Here is a 13599-nt window from a genome sequence, read left to right on the forward strand (position 1 = left end):
ACGGCCCGCCGAGGGCTTCGGTCCGTTGCTCCGGGCGTTTCGCCGTTTCAGGCGACCGCGCTCAGGTGGTGTAGCGCGCGATCAGCTGCTTCGCTTCGGTGGGGTGCTGCTTGTACTCGAGAAGCGACGACAAGATCAGCGGCGCCACGATGGTCGCATCGGACTCGATGACGAACATCGGAGTGTCTTCCGTGAGCTTGTCCCAGGTGATCTTCTCGTTCGGCGTGGCGCCGGAATACGAGCCGTACGACGTGGTCGAATCGGAGATCTGACAGAAGTACGCCCACGGCTTCACGGGCTGCTCGAGATCGTACTTGATGGAGGGGACGACGCAGATCGGAAAGTCACCCGCGATGCCGCCACCGATCTGGAAGAACCCGACCCCGGCGCCCGACGAGAGCTCGCGATACTGATCGTAGAACGCCGCCATGTACTCGATGCCCGACTTCACCGTGCTCGCGCTGCACTCGGCGTGCTTGACGTGGGACGCGAAGATGTTCCCGAACGTCGAGTCTTCGTAGCCGGGCACGACGACCGGAAGCTTCGCTTCCGCCGCGGCGAGGAGCCAGCATTCCTCCGGGCGCCCCTGGTGCAGCGTCGCCGGGATGGTCTGCACCAGCTCGTAGAAGTATTCGTGCCAGAAGCGGCGCTCGTTGTTCTCGGTCGCGCGCTTCCACATCGGGACGACGAACTTCTCGACGGCACGGAACGCCTCGTCCTCGGGGATGCTGGTGTCCGTCACCCGGCGCATGCGCTCTTCGAGAATCCGCGTGTCGTCCTTCTTGGTGAAGTAGCGATACTCGGGGAAGTCCTTGTAGCTGTCGTGCGCCACGAGCCTGAAGAGCGACTCCTCGAGGTTCGCGCCCGTGACCGAGAGCCCGTGGATCAACCCCGCGCGAATGGCGGGCGCGAGCGTGATGCCGAGCTGCGCCGAGGACATCGCGCCGGCGACGGCCCAGAACATGCGCCCGCCGCTCTCGATGTGACGGACGTAGGCGAGCAGAGCGTCGCGCGTGGCGCGGGCGTTGAAGTTCTTGAAGTTCCTGAGAACGAACTCGAGGGTGGGAAGCGACGACGTCGACATGGTGATGGTTCCTCGGTGAGCCTCTGGCAAACAGCGCTTCGTAGCACTTCCGAGCACTCGCTAGCACGCGTAGCACGAATCAAGCGGTTCGTAGCACGGCCTTTGCCCCCTTACGACGTTCTCTCGGCGTTCGCTCCCCGTTCCTGGGGCCGCGACGATTCGCCACGCCCTCGCGCGGCCGACCTTCGACTAAGAACCGGGCGACTCGCACTCGTTTCGAGCCGTGAGTGTTCGTCGTGCTTGCAGCGTCACCATCGCCTAGCTCCTCCGTTCCGCGCTCCGCTGGCATAACGCCCGTGGCCGAGCAATCATCGCGCGCGGTGAGCCGTCACGTTCTGTCCGGTCGGCCGGATCAAGCTCCGCACATCGACTCGGCCCCGACCATCGGGCTCGCTTGGCTCGTTCGTCTGCGCTGGGCGTTCGTGGTCGCGGAGATGTTCGTCGCCGCGGGCGTGACGTGGTTTCTCGGAACGCCCGTCGATGCTCAGGCGGTCGGTGCGGCGGCATCGGTGACCATCCTGACCAATCTGGCACTCCTCGGATGGTCCAAGCGCGGGCGGCCCACGTCGCGCATGCTCCTCGCGGCCGTCCTCGTCCTCGACGGCATGCTCCTCACGCTCGCGCTTCGAGCGTCCGGCGGCGCGATGAACCCCTTCTCCGTTCTCTACCTGGTTCACGTGGTGCTCGCCGCGCTCTTGCTCGACGGGCGCGCGACGCTCATCGTGGCCGGAACGACGTGCCTCGGATTCGGGACGCTGTTCCTCGGGACCGAGACGAGCCCGCACGCCCATCATCTCCACGGAGGGCACGAATCGCTCGACCTCCACTTGCGAGGGATGCTCGTGGCCTATGCCGTCGCCGCGGCGTTCGTCGGGTACTTCGTTTATCGCGTGGCGCGCGCGCTCGAGCGGCGGGAACGCGAGATGGTCGCTCTTCGTGATTGGGCAGCGCGCACGGAAAAGGCGGCATCGCTTTCGACGCTCGCCGCGGGCGCGGCGCACGAGCTCGGAACGCCCCTCGCGACGATCGCGCTCGTGGCGAAAGAGCTCGAACGCGCCGCCGTCATGCCCGAGGGCCGCCTCGATCGGGCGTCGCTCTCGAGCGATGCACAGCTCGTTCGTGAAGAAGCCGAGCGGTGCCGCCGGATCATCGCCAAGCTGGCCTCCGATGCAGGGGCCGCCCAAGGCGCAGCACCCCGCGAGATCTCCACCGAGGCCGTCGTGACGCGCGTTCGAGCCTCGCTCGACAAGGAACGCTTGTCCGACGTCGACATCGTTTCAGCCGAACGCTCGGCGTTCGTGACGGTGCCCGACGAAACGCTCGTGCAGGTGCTCGTCAACCTCGTCTCGAATGCCCTCGACGCCTCCGCGCAGGAGAATCGGTCGCGCGTCGTGATGCGCGTCGGCGCGTTCGGAAGTCGCGTGGCCTTCTCGATCGAAGACTGCGGCAGCGGAATGCCGGAAGACGTTCTCTCGCGACTCGGAGAGCCATTCTTCTCGATGAAGAGCGGGCGCGGCATGGGTCTCGGTCTCTTCATCGCGCGCAGCTTCGCCGAGCGCGTGGGCGGCTCGCTGACCGTCGAGAGCAGCGTCGGCCGCGGTAGCACGTTCGTCCTCGAAGTCCCTGGTGGCGTGCGATGAGCCCCTCCTCCCCGCCCCGCTCGATCCTCGTGGTCGACGACGACGATCGCTTCCGCGAACGGTTGATTCGCGCACTCGCCGATCGCGGCCACGAGGTCCAGGGCGCGCGGAACGTCGAGGAAGCGCGCCGCTTGGCGCAAAGCGAAAGCCCGGAATGGGCCGTCGTCGACTTGCGCATGCCGGGGCCGTCGGGCATGGATCTCGTGCGCGACCTCGTCGCCATCGACCCGGCCACGCGCGTGGTGGTGCTCACCGGCTATGGATCCATCGCCACGGCGGTGGAAGCCGTGAAGCTCGGCGCCGTCGACTACCTGACGAAGCCGGCCGATGCCGATCAGATCGTCGCCGCCCTCGAAGGTACGACGAGGCGCACCGGTGACGGACACGCGGACACGGCAGAGATTCCGAGCCTGGCGCGCGTCGAATGGGAACACATTCAACGCACGCTCAACGACTGCAACGGCAACGTGACGCAAGCCGCCCGCGCACTCGGAATTCATCGGCGTTCGCTCCAGCGCAAGCTCTCGAAGAATCCCGTTCGCCGCTGAGCATCGTCGGGAATCGACAGGGCGCGACGACTTGCCACGCAGGCTGGCGAGACGCGCGTTGGTAGAGAGGCGACATGCGAATCGCCATCACGACCTTCGTATTTCCTCTCGCCCTCTTGGGCATCGTGGCTGCTTGCAACGACGATGAGGAGACGACGGCTGCCAATCCAGACGCCGGCGCCGAACGCGGCGATGGCAGTATTTCCGGCGACGCAGGCGACGCCGTCACCATCGGATTCGAGGCACGGGTCGGAGCGGACCGATTCTCGTGTTCGAAGCTCGCAGCGGGCATGGGCACGACGGCTGCCACCATCGAACCGCTCGATTTCCGCGTCTACGTGCACGACGTACGCTTGATTCGAGACGACGGCGTGGACGTGCCGCTCACCCTCGCCAGCGACGGTAAGTGGCAATACCAGAATCTCGCGCTGCTCGACTTCGAGGACAAATCGGGCACGTGTATCAACGGCACCACCGACGTGAACACCACCCTGCGAGGTTCGATTGCCTCCGGCAGCTACACGGGAATCAAATTCGAAATCGGCGTTCCGTTCGAGCTCAACCACGCCGACGTGGCCACCGCGCCTTCTCCGCTGAACCTGAGTGGCCTCTTCTGGAGCTGGAACGGCGGTTACAAGTTCGCGCGCATCGACGGTCGTAGCCCCGCCGTCGACGCCGGTATGTCGATGGATGCCGGAATGCCCATGGACGGAGGCATGGAGATGGACGAGAGCGTCTTCAGCATCCACCTCGGTAGTACGGATTGCCAGGGCGACCCCGCGAACGGTGGCGTCGTCACTTCGTGCGAGAGGCCGAACGTCGGCGAGGTCGTTCTCCGCGGATTCGACCCGACCAAGAAGACCATTCTCGTCGACTACAAGGCGCTCGTGGCCGGCAACGACCTCACCACCAACGGCGGGGGAGCCCCGGGGTGCATGTCGGGCACCACCGATCCCGAATGCCCCGCACTCCTCGCTCGATTCGGAATCAACCCCACCACTGGCCAGCCCGATGCGACGCATCAAGCTCTCTTCAGGGTCGAATAGGGCGCTCGTCGGCGGGTGCGCGCCAGTCGTGTCGGTGCTCGTCGCGAGCATCGCCGCTTGTTCCACGTCGAGCGACGGAACGAGTGAGCAGACCGCCGTCGATGCCGGAGCGGAGGCGAGCGTGGTCGTCGAAGGCGATTACGAATGGCACCTCCCTGCGGGATTTCCGAAGCCCAAAGTCCCCGCGGACAATCCGATCTCGGTCGCAAAGGTCGAGCTCGGACGAAGGCTCTTCTACGACAAGCGGCTCTCGGGGAACGGCACGTATTCGTGTGCGTCGTGCCACGACCCCAAACGCGCATTCACGGACGGACTCGCCAATGCCCTCGGTTCGACGGGACAAGTCCACCCGCGAAGCTCCATGAGCCTCGTCAACGTCGGCTACGCGAGCGCGCTCACGTGGGCCAACGACTTGCTCGGCACGCTCGAGAAGCAGGCGCTGGTTCCGATGTTCGGAGAGACGCCCGTGGAGCTCGGTCTCGTCGGACAGGAACAGGCTTTGCTCGAGCGGCTCCGCGACGAGCCTCTCTACGCCGAGATGTTCCCGAAGGCATTTCCCGGCGAAGCCGAGGCCATCTCGATCGATCACGTGGTCAAATCGATTGCCAACTTCGAGCGCACCATCGTCTCCGGCGGCTCGGCCTACGACCGCTACGTCTACGGACACGATTCGGGCGCCCTCGACGAATCCGCCAAGCGCGGGCGGGATCTCTTCTTCTCCGAACGCACCGAGTGCTTCCACTGCCACGGTAGCTTCGGATTTGCCGACAACGTTTCGCACGAAGGAACGGTCATCACCGAGATGGCATTCCACAATACGGCGCTCTACAACCTCGACGGGCAAGGCGCCTATCCTGCGGCGAGTCGCGGATTGATCGATATCTCCGGTGAACCCCGAGACATGGGCCGATTCAAAGCGCCCACGCTACGCAACGTTGCCGTGACCGCGCCCTACATGCACGACGGGAGCATCGCCACGCTCGGTGAAGTCATCGATCACTACGCCCGCGGCGGGAGGAAGATCGAGAGCGGCGCAAACGCCGGCGACGGCGCCAAGAGCCCACTGAAGAGCGAATTCATGCAAGGCTTCTTGATCTCGGACGCCGAGAAGGCCGACCTCGTGCACTTCCTCGAGAGCCTCACCGACGAGGCGTTCCTTCACGATCCGCGCTTCGCCGATCCGTGGGGAGCGCCGTGATGACGCGCAAAGAGGTCAGGCGCGCAATCGTCGCCTCGCTCGGCATTCTCGCATGGCTCGGTGGCTGTTCGTCGAGCTCGACGGAGGGTATCACCGTGTCCGTCGACATCGAGGCTCCGGCCGAGCCGCCCGCCTCCGCGTCGACACGCCTCTTCGAAAGCGACCGCGGCCTGCGGATCGTTCTGACGCGCGGATATCTAACGACGGGGTCCGTCGAGATCCTCGCCTGCAGCGCCGCACCGTCGTCACGAGCTTGGTGGCAGCCGTTTCGCATGCGAGAGGTGCACGCGCACGTCGTCGGCTCTCCCACGCTGCTCGGCGTACCGAACGTGGAATCACTGCTTGCGGCGTCCGAGACGACAACGCGGGCCGGCGAGCTCCATCCGCCGCCAGGATCGTATTGCAAAGTAAAGCAGACGATCCTCGCGGCCGACGGCGACGCAATCGGACTTCCGGCTGACGGTTCGATGCTCGGCAAGAGCATGCTCGTCGAAGGAACCTACCAGGCCGACGGCAGCAGCCCTCGAGCCTTTCAGCTGTCGTCGACGGCGTCGTTCGACGTCGAGCTCACGATACCCGAGACGAAGCTCTCGACCGATGGACGCCGCGCCGCGCGCGTTCTCCTCGTGAAAACCGACGCCCACTGGTTCGACGGCGTCGATTTCGACGCGGACGAAAGCGAATCGGCCACACGCGTGCTCCAGAATTTGCGAGCCGCGCTCGGAGCACGGGTCGAATGAGTCGCGTTCGCCTATCGACACGGGCGGCCCTCCTCGTCGTCGGCCTCGCGGCAGCACTCACGCATAGCGCGCGCGTCGACGCATGCGCGACCTGCGGATGCGGCGATCCCACGCTGACCGCGATGGGAGCCGAGAAGCCGTTCCGCGATCGCCTGCGCGTGTCGCTCGACGCACGCCATCGAACCGACGACATCGGCGAGCCCGGCGTCGACGAGATCCGCCTGCGCGAGACGAGGCTCGACGCACAGCTCGCCTGGGCCCCGAGCGACCGCTTGTTCCTGATGGGAACGTTCCCGGCCCTCCATCGAACCATTCGATACGTCAACGAAGGGGAGACGCGCACCACGGCCATGGGAGACGTCGAGCTCCGGGCCAAGGCGTTCGTGGCCACCGATCGCGATTTCGCCCCTCGCCATCTCTACGCCATCACCGCCGGGCTGAAGATCCCCACCGCGCCTCGACAGCGCAGCGAGACGGACGGTACGTACTTGCCTATCGAGGCGCAGCCGGGCACTGGCTCGTGGGATCCGCTCCTCGGCATGAGCTACGCATTCTTCGCGCGACCGTGGTCCTTCTACGCGAGTGTCCAAGGCTCGATGCCACTGCGCGGCACGAGCGAGTTTCGCGCAAGCCCATCGCTTCGCACGACGACGTCCGCGCAGTACCAGCTCTCGTCGGCTCTCGCCCTGCGACTCGGCGTGGACACGCGACTCGACGCGCGCTCGTACGAAGACGGCCGGCCAGAGCGCGATTCCAGCGGATTCATCGGATTCGTCTCGCCCGAGGTCATCGTGAGCCCGCTGATGGATCTCCTCGTCGTCGTCTCCGTACGCCTTCCGGTCGTGCAAGCACTCGCCGGCTACCACCACGAAGGCGCCGTCCTGGGATTGGGCTTTGCCTACGACTTTTGAACGTCCTCAGCGGTTCGCGCGGGCGATTCGGAGCGAATGCTTTGCGATCATCGCATCTTCATCGGTGCGAACGACGCGAACCACGCAGCGACTCGTGCTCGTGCTCACCACGTCTTCGGCGCGATCGTTCTTTGCGCGGTCGAGCTCGATGCCCATGAACGAGAGCCCATCACAGACTCCCTCCCGCACCTCGGCCGCGTGCTCGCCAATGCCGCCGGTGAAGACGAGGACGTCGATGCCGCCGAGAATCGAGGCGAGGCCGGCAATCGCCTTTCGCACGCTCCGGCAGAACATCGCGATCGCCAGCTTGGCTCGTTCGTCGGAGCGGGACCGCGCGAGGAGCTCTTTCATGTCCGACGTTCCGCCGACGCCGACGAGGCCCGCCTCGCGCTCGATCACCTGCGCGAGCGCATCGGGCGAGAGCTTCTCCTGACGTAGCAGGTGCAGGAGAACGCCCGGGTCGAGGTCGCCCGGTCGTGTTCCCATCATGACTCCTCCGGCGGGCGTGAAGCCCATCGTGGTGTCGACGCTCTTGCCGTTCTCGACCGCCACGAGGCTGGCGCCGTTGCCGAGGTGCGCGATGACCACGCGTCGCGGCGCCGTGGGCCCGAACGTCGACATGACGTATTCGTACGACAGGCCGTGAAATCCGTAGCGACGAACACCGGCGCCGTCGATGCCGTCGGTGAGCGGCAATCGTCGTGCGACCTCGGGCATCGACGAATGAAATGCGGTGTCGAAGCAGGCCACCTGCGGAACGGCGGGATAACGCCGCGCGACGGCCTCGATGCCGGCGATGGACGACGGCAGATGAAGCGGAGCCAGGGGCACGATCGCTCGTAGATTCGCCACGAGCGTTGGGTCGACGAGGGCCGGCTCGACGTAGCGAGGACCGCCATGGACGATGCGATGCCCGACGATCGAGAAGGGGCCTGCCTGGGCCTCTTCGAGGAGCGAAAAGGCCGTCTCGAATGCCTGCGCGTGGTCGAGGTGATTGGCCTCGAGCTCACGCCCCCCTCGATTCGAGCGCAGCACGACGCGGCCGCGCGCACCGCCGATGTTCTGGACCGCCAGGGTCGCCAGCGTATCGAGCCGTTCTCCGTAGGACGCGAAGAGCGCGAACTTCAGAGACGAAGAGCCGCTGTTGACGCAAAGAACCCGCTCTTCGACGGAGCTCATGGCTCCCCCCATCTCCAACTTCGAATCTCCGGCATGTCTTCGAAGTGCTCGCGCACGTAGGTGGAGTGCTTCTTCAGGAGCTCCCGGCACTCGTCGGCGAGAAGCTCGCCGTGCTCGCACGGTCGTCGCGAGCGACGGAGAGCCTCGATGACGAGGTGGAATCGACTCGTCTCGTTCAAGACGACCATGTCGAAGGGCGTGGTGGTGCTTCCTTCCTCGCGATATCCGCGCACGTGGAAGCGCGATGGACGGGGCCGACCATGCAGGAGTTGGTGAACCGCGCCCGCATATCCATGAAACGCAAAGACGACATCGGTGTCGGCGGTAAAGAGTGACTCGAACCTGTCGGCGGTCATGCCGTGCTCGTTTTCGGAAGGCGATGCGAGCGACATGAGGTCGACGACGTTGACCACGCGCACGCGGAGCTCCGGCGCCTTCTTCCGTAGCCACCACGCAGCAGCCAACGTCTCGAGGGTCGCGATGTCGCCTGCGCAAGCCAGCACGACATCGGGCGTGCGTCCCTCGTCGGAGCTCGCCCAGTTCCAAACCGAAGCGCCGCGCGCGCAGTGCTCACGTGCTTCGTCCATCGGCAGCCATTGCAATTGTGGCTGCTTGTCGATGATGACGAGATTGACGCAATTTTTGCTTCGCAGGCAGCGATCGGCGATCGACAAGAGGCAGTTCGCATCCGGCGGCAGGTAGATGCGTGCCACGGTCCCCTTCTTCGAGAGGATCGTGTCCATGAAGCCAGGCCCTTGATGACTGAACCCGTTGTGGTCGTTGCGCCAGCACGTCGACGTCAAGAGCAGATTCAGGGACGGAACGGATGCACGCCACGGGAGCTCCGCCGACGCCTCGAGCCATTTGGCATGTTGCGTGGTCATCGAAGCCACGATCAACGCAAAGGCCTCGTAGGTGGCAAAGAGGCCGTGGCGCCCCGTGAGCACGTAGCCTTCGAGCCACCCCTCGCAGTTGTGTTCGCTGAGCACCTCCATCACGCGGCCGCTCGGCGAAACGTGCTCGTCTGCTGGAATCGTGCGCTCGACGAGACAGCGATCCTCGAGCTCGAAGACGGCACCCAGGCGATTCGAATTTGTCTCGTCAGGGCAGAAGAGGCGAAAGTTCTTTGGATTGGTACGATAGATGTCGCGCAGCATCATGCCGAGTCGACGCGTCGATTCGTGAGCCTCGGCCCCATGGCGTGGAACGTCGATGGCGTAGCTCTTGAAGTCGGGGAGTTCGAGCGGCTTCGCGAGGAGGCCCCCGTTGGTGTGGGGGTTCTTACCCATCCGCCGATCGCCGGACGGCGCCAGGCGCGCGACGTCCGGGAGCAATCGACCCGCGGCATCGAACAGCTCCTCGGGCCGGTAGCTCTTCATCCATCGCTCGAGCATCGCGCGATGCTCGGAGTTCGTGCGCACGGCATTTAGCGGAACCTGGTGCGCGCGAAAGGTGCCTTCGACGGGTACGCCGCCGACCTCCTTCGGCCCCGTCCATCCTTTCGGCGTACGGAGCACGAGGACCGGCCATCGCGGGCGCACCGTCGCCTGACCACGTTCGCGCGCGCTTCGTCGAATCTCCTCGATGGTGTCGAAGCATCGATCGAGCGCCGCTGCGAGCGCCCGGTGTACGCGCTCAGGCTCGCTCCCTTCGACGAAGCAAGGCGCATATCCATGCCCCGTGAGCAATCGTTCGATGTCCTCGTCGGAGGAGCGCCCGAGCACCGTTGGTCCGGCGATCTTGTATCCGTTGAGGTGGAGCACGGGCAGCACGGCGCCATCGTGCACGGGGTTCAAGAAGCTGATCCCCTTCCAGGAGCCTTCGAGCGGTCCCGTCTCGGCCTCTCCATCCCCGACGACGGCAACGGCCACGAGGCCGGGATTGTCGAACACGGCGCCGAACGCATGCGTGAGCACGTAGCCGAGCTCACCGCCCTCGTGGATCGAGCCCGGCGTTTGCGGGCCAACGTGGCTCGGAATGCCTCCCGGCGTTGAAAACTGGCGGAAGAGAGCGCGCATGCCCGCCACGTCTCGCGTGATCCGGGGGTACACTTCCGAGTAGCTGCCCTCGAGGTACACGTTCGCCACGATGGCAGGGCCGCCGTGACCAGGGCCTGCGAGGCAGATCGCATCGAGGTCTCGTTCACGAACGATGCGATTCAGGTGCGCGTAGAGGAGATTCAGCCCCGGGGAGGTTCCCCAGTGACCGAGCAGGCGCGGCTTGATGTGCTCGGCCTGCAGCGGTTCACGTAGCAGCGGATTCTCCTGCAGGTAGATCTGGCCAACGGTGAGGTAGTTGGCAGCACGCCACCACGCATCGATACGCAGGAGCTCGTCGCGAGAGATTGAGCCGGCCATGAACTCCGCCTAGCAACGATCCGACCAACGACTACGCCGTCGCAAACGTGGGGCGTGGATTCTCGAGCAAGCGACTGCCCTCGACGGCCTCGGCAAACTCCGCAGCGAACCGCTCGACGGCGAGCCAGTCCGTATACTCGTAGTCCCGCGACACATCGGTATCGCCGCCGGCTTTCTCGGCAATCCTACGCATCATCCAACGCACGAAGAAGTTGTACTTCGTATAGAGCATCGCCCCGGCCACGAGCTCGACCCGACTGGGGCTCCAGCCGGACTTCGCCACGAAACGATCGACGCACACGAGAGTCTCCGCCCGTCCGTCGGTGGTCCGACTCGCGACCGCCAGGCCGACGGAGAAGAACGCTGACGGCACCAACTCGAGCCGCGCTCGGTAACGCTTCACGAAGCGGAGTAGCTCGCTCGGATAGCCGCCGACGTGAATGGGCCCTCCGACGCAGATCCCTCGAAACGAACCGAGCTTCAGCGTGCGAGGAACGTGAGCCACGTCGACGAGCACGACCTCGTGCCCGCGGCGCTCGACGACCTTGGCAATGCGCTCCGCGACCTTCCGCGTCTGTCCCTCGCGCGTCGCGTATACGACCAGAACCTTCGCCATGACAGCCTCCCCATTCCCCGACGAGGCTCGAGCAAGTGCCGCGCCAACCACGACCGCGGCCTCGCCGTGCGTTTTCCGCGCGCCCGGGACGCGGAGCTGCAATCGATGCATCGAGGCGCACACTTTGCGTTTCGCCGAAATCCTGAGCTCCGGCGCCACACGCTCGGCTCGGAGAATGCAGGCGCACTGGCGATGGAAGTCCATCCATCGTCGTCCGAACCGAGAGGCACGCGGACGGCCACCGCGGCACGGCTCATGACGCGATTCGCGGCACGGACGGGACTCATCTCGTCCGGCCCGCGGCGGCGCTACCTCTGGACCGATGCGTTCGCCGTTTGCAACTTCCTCGGTCTCGCGCGGGCTACGGGCGAGGGCTACTACCGAGAGCTCGCGCTGGATCTGGTCGAGAGCGTCCACCACGAGCTCGGTCGTCATCGTCGGGACGACCGCCGATTTCCAGGATGCATCAGCGGGCTGTCCGACGAGGACGGCGACGACCACCCCACGTACGGCGGCCTTCGCATCGGCAAACCATTCCCCGAACGCGATGCGGAGGTGCCGCTCGACGCGGACCTCGAGTGGGAACGCGACGGCCAGTACTTCCATTACCTCACCAAATGGATGCACGCGCTCGATCAGACGGCGTGCGCCACCGGCGACCTCAAATATCATCTCTGGGCACGCGAGCTCGCGGTGGTGGCTCATCGCGCGTTCTCGTACGGCCCGCCTCATGCGCGAAGAATGGCGTGGAAGCTCAGCATCGATCTGTCGCGTCCGCTCGTCGCGGTCATGGGTCAGCACGATCCCCTCGACGGTTTCGTCACCTGCGCCGAGCTCGACGCCACGTCGACCGAGCTCGACGTTCCGCGGGAGCCGAGCCTCGCCGACGCGTCGGCCGATTTCGCGTCCATGCTCGAGCACGCGTCGTTCGCCACGGACGATCCACTCGGCATTGGAGGTCTTCTCTTCGACGCAATGCGACTCGTGCAGGCCGGTGCCGACCGCCCCTTGGTCGCGGCGCTGCTCGAAGCCGCGGTCATCGGCCTACGCCACTACCTGTCCAATCCGGACCTGCGGTCACCGGCGGAGGCCCGCCTCGGTTTCCGCGAGCTCGGTCTCGCGATCGGCTTGGCGGCCATACCGATTCTCGCGACGCCGCCCGTCGTGGACGAACTCGATGCCGCCGCCCGCGCGACGCTCACCGAGCTCTCGGACTATCTTCCTCTGCGAACGGAGATCGAAGCCTTCTGGCTCGACCCGGACCACCAAAAAGCGCGCTCGTGGAAAGACCACGAAGACATCGACGACGTGATGCTCGCGACGAGCCTCGTTCCACACGAGTTCCTCGTTCTCACCCCGAGCGCCTCGGCCACCGGCTCGCGATTCGGAGTGCTGGGCAGGCAGGAGCGTCGGCCGGGCGGGTCATGGTGAGGAGCGCTCGTCACGCGCACCGAAGGCCAGCGCATCGAACGAGAGATCGACGAACGGGTACAGGGCCGTGGCTTCGCGGACCTCGTGCTGGTGCAGGCGCTCGATCAGGTCTTCGGCGTCAGCCATGGGAAATGCATGGATCTCAATGTGGACGCCGAGCGTCGCGAGCAGGCGGCGCAGCTGTTCGTGTTCGTCGAGGAGCGCCTTCGCTTCCTCTGGCGCGACGAGCCGGAACGAGGGGAAGACCTCTCGTTCTTCTCTCTCCATGTGCGCCATGAGCGCCGGCTCGAAGTGGTTCCACTCTTCGATGACCTCGTTCCAGTCTCCCCTTCGGTAGGCGCTCGCGAGACCTTCGTAGACCTGCTCGAGTCGGCGATGGTCACGTCGGAGGATGTCCCCCGCGCGTTCGAAGTCGTTGGCAGACGGGCGCTCCTGAACCTCGGGCTGGCAGCGAACCACGAGGACGGTCCGGTCGGCGTGGTTCACGACCTCGGCTGCCGTGGTTCCGAGGGCACGCTCGACCACGCCGTGCTCATGCGCACCGATGACGATGACATCGACACTCTTCGAGGCTGCGGCTTCGCAGATGGTCTTTGCCGCCAAGCCGAAGCGCACTTCGCATCCGCCTCGGAAGCTCGGCGGCATGCTCGCTTCGAGACGCTCGAGACACCTGCGCGACTCGTCGAAGGCCGCATCGTTCACGAGGGATGCCTGGTGAGGCTCGATCACATGCAGCAGAGACAAGCGCCCTCCGACGTCGCGGGCAACCTCCACCGCTTTCGCGACGACGATCTCGGATTCACGACTACCGTCGACGGCAACGAGGATGCGTTTCATGAACCTCGAGCC

The 13599-nt window shown here is 65.5% G+C and carries 12 protein-coding genes; 7 read left to right on the top strand and 5 right to left on the bottom strand.

Annotation, left to right across the window (positions count from 1 at the left end; genetic code table 11):
• Positions 1-61: 61 nt before the first annotated feature.
• Positions 62-1084 carry a deoxyhypusine synthase family protein gene (locus AKJ09_RS09645; RefSeq protein WP_146646906.1) on the bottom strand — a complete coding sequence of 341 codons (1023 nt, stop codon included), beginning with the start codon at positions 1082-1084 and terminating at the stop codon, positions 62-64.
• 296 nt (positions 1085-1380) lie between these two features.
• On the opposite strand from AKJ09_RS09645, the gene AKJ09_RS09650 reads away from it, so the two are divergent.
• The 6 genes from AKJ09_RS09650 to AKJ09_RS09675 all read left to right on the top strand — a co-directional run bounded on the left by AKJ09_RS09650 (position 1381) and on the right by AKJ09_RS09675 (position 7167).
• Positions 1381-2724 (top strand): ATP-binding protein, encoded by a 1344-nt coding sequence (locus AKJ09_RS09650; RefSeq protein ID WP_205633657.1) that lies wholly within the window; start codon positions 1381-1383, stop codon positions 2722-2724.
• Complete coding sequence (locus tag AKJ09_RS09655) at positions 2721-3272, top strand: response regulator transcription factor (protein ID WP_146646908.1); 552 nt, start codon at positions 2721-2723, stop codon at positions 3270-3272. Before AKJ09_RS09650 ends, AKJ09_RS09655 begins: the two co-directional genes overlap by 4 nt.
• Before the next feature lie 74 nt (positions 3273-3346).
• Entirely contained in the window at positions 3347-4318 is a 972-nt protein-coding gene (locus tag AKJ09_RS09660) for an MbnP family copper-binding protein (protein WP_146646909.1), read from the top strand.
• Complete coding sequence (locus AKJ09_RS09665; protein WP_146646910.1) at positions 4284-5516, top strand: methanobactin export MATE transporter MbnM; 1233 nt, start codon at positions 4284-4286, stop codon at positions 5514-5516. The genes AKJ09_RS09660 and AKJ09_RS09665 overlap by 35 nt, the downstream gene beginning before the upstream one ends.
• On the top strand, positions 5513-6256 hold the full coding sequence (locus AKJ09_RS09670; RefSeq protein WP_205633658.1) for a hypothetical protein: 744 nt from the start codon (positions 5513-5515) through the stop codon (positions 6254-6256). Before AKJ09_RS09665 ends, AKJ09_RS09670 begins: the two co-directional genes overlap by 4 nt.
• The gene (locus AKJ09_RS09675) at positions 6253-7167 is read left to right on the top strand and encodes a transporter (RefSeq protein ID WP_146646912.1); all 915 of its coding nucleotides are present in this window, start codon (positions 6253-6255) and stop codon (positions 7165-7167) included. Before AKJ09_RS09670 ends, AKJ09_RS09675 begins: the two co-directional genes overlap by 4 nt.
• A 6-nt stretch (positions 7168-7173) precedes the next feature.
• Here AKJ09_RS09675 and AKJ09_RS09680 read toward each other — a convergent pair whose 3' ends face one another.
• The 3 genes from AKJ09_RS09680 to AKJ09_RS09690 are packed head-to-tail and all read right to left on the bottom strand — an operon-like array spanning position 7174 to position 11319.
• The gene (locus tag AKJ09_RS09680; RefSeq protein ID WP_205633659.1) at positions 7174-8346 is read right to left on the bottom strand and encodes an acetate/propionate family kinase; all 1173 of its coding nucleotides are present in this window, start codon (positions 8344-8346) and stop codon (positions 7174-7176) included.
• Complete coding sequence (locus tag AKJ09_RS09685) at positions 8343-10703, bottom strand: phosphoketolase family protein (RefSeq protein WP_146646914.1); 2361 nt, start codon at positions 10701-10703, stop codon at positions 8343-8345. Before AKJ09_RS09685 ends, AKJ09_RS09680 begins: the two co-directional genes overlap by 4 nt.
• 31 nt (positions 10704-10734) lie before the next feature.
• Positions 10735-11319, bottom strand: coding sequence for a flavodoxin domain-containing protein (locus AKJ09_RS09690; protein ID WP_169927408.1), 585 nt, complete (start codon positions 11317-11319; stop codon positions 10735-10737).
• A 255-nt stretch (positions 11320-11574) separates the two neighbouring features.
• On the opposite strand from AKJ09_RS09690, the gene AKJ09_RS09695 reads away from it, so the two are divergent.
• On the top strand, positions 11575-12750 hold the full coding sequence (locus tag AKJ09_RS09695; protein ID WP_205633660.1) for a hypothetical protein: 1176 nt from the start codon (positions 11575-11577) through the stop codon (positions 12748-12750).
• On the opposite strand, the gene AKJ09_RS09700 is transcribed toward AKJ09_RS09695, so the two are convergent.
• Positions 12742-13587, bottom strand: a complete 846-nt coding sequence (locus AKJ09_RS09700) for a universal stress protein (RefSeq protein WP_146646916.1) — start codon at positions 13585-13587, stop codon at positions 12742-12744. The genes AKJ09_RS09695 and AKJ09_RS09700 overlap by 9 nt on opposite strands.
• Positions 13588-13599: the final 12 nt, after the last annotated feature.

Origin of the sequence: Labilithrix luteola, assembly GCF_001263205.1 — a bacterium.
In the GTDB taxonomy this organism is placed as follows: Bacteria; Myxococcota_A; Polyangia; order Polyangiales; family Polyangiaceae; genus Labilithrix; species Labilithrix luteola.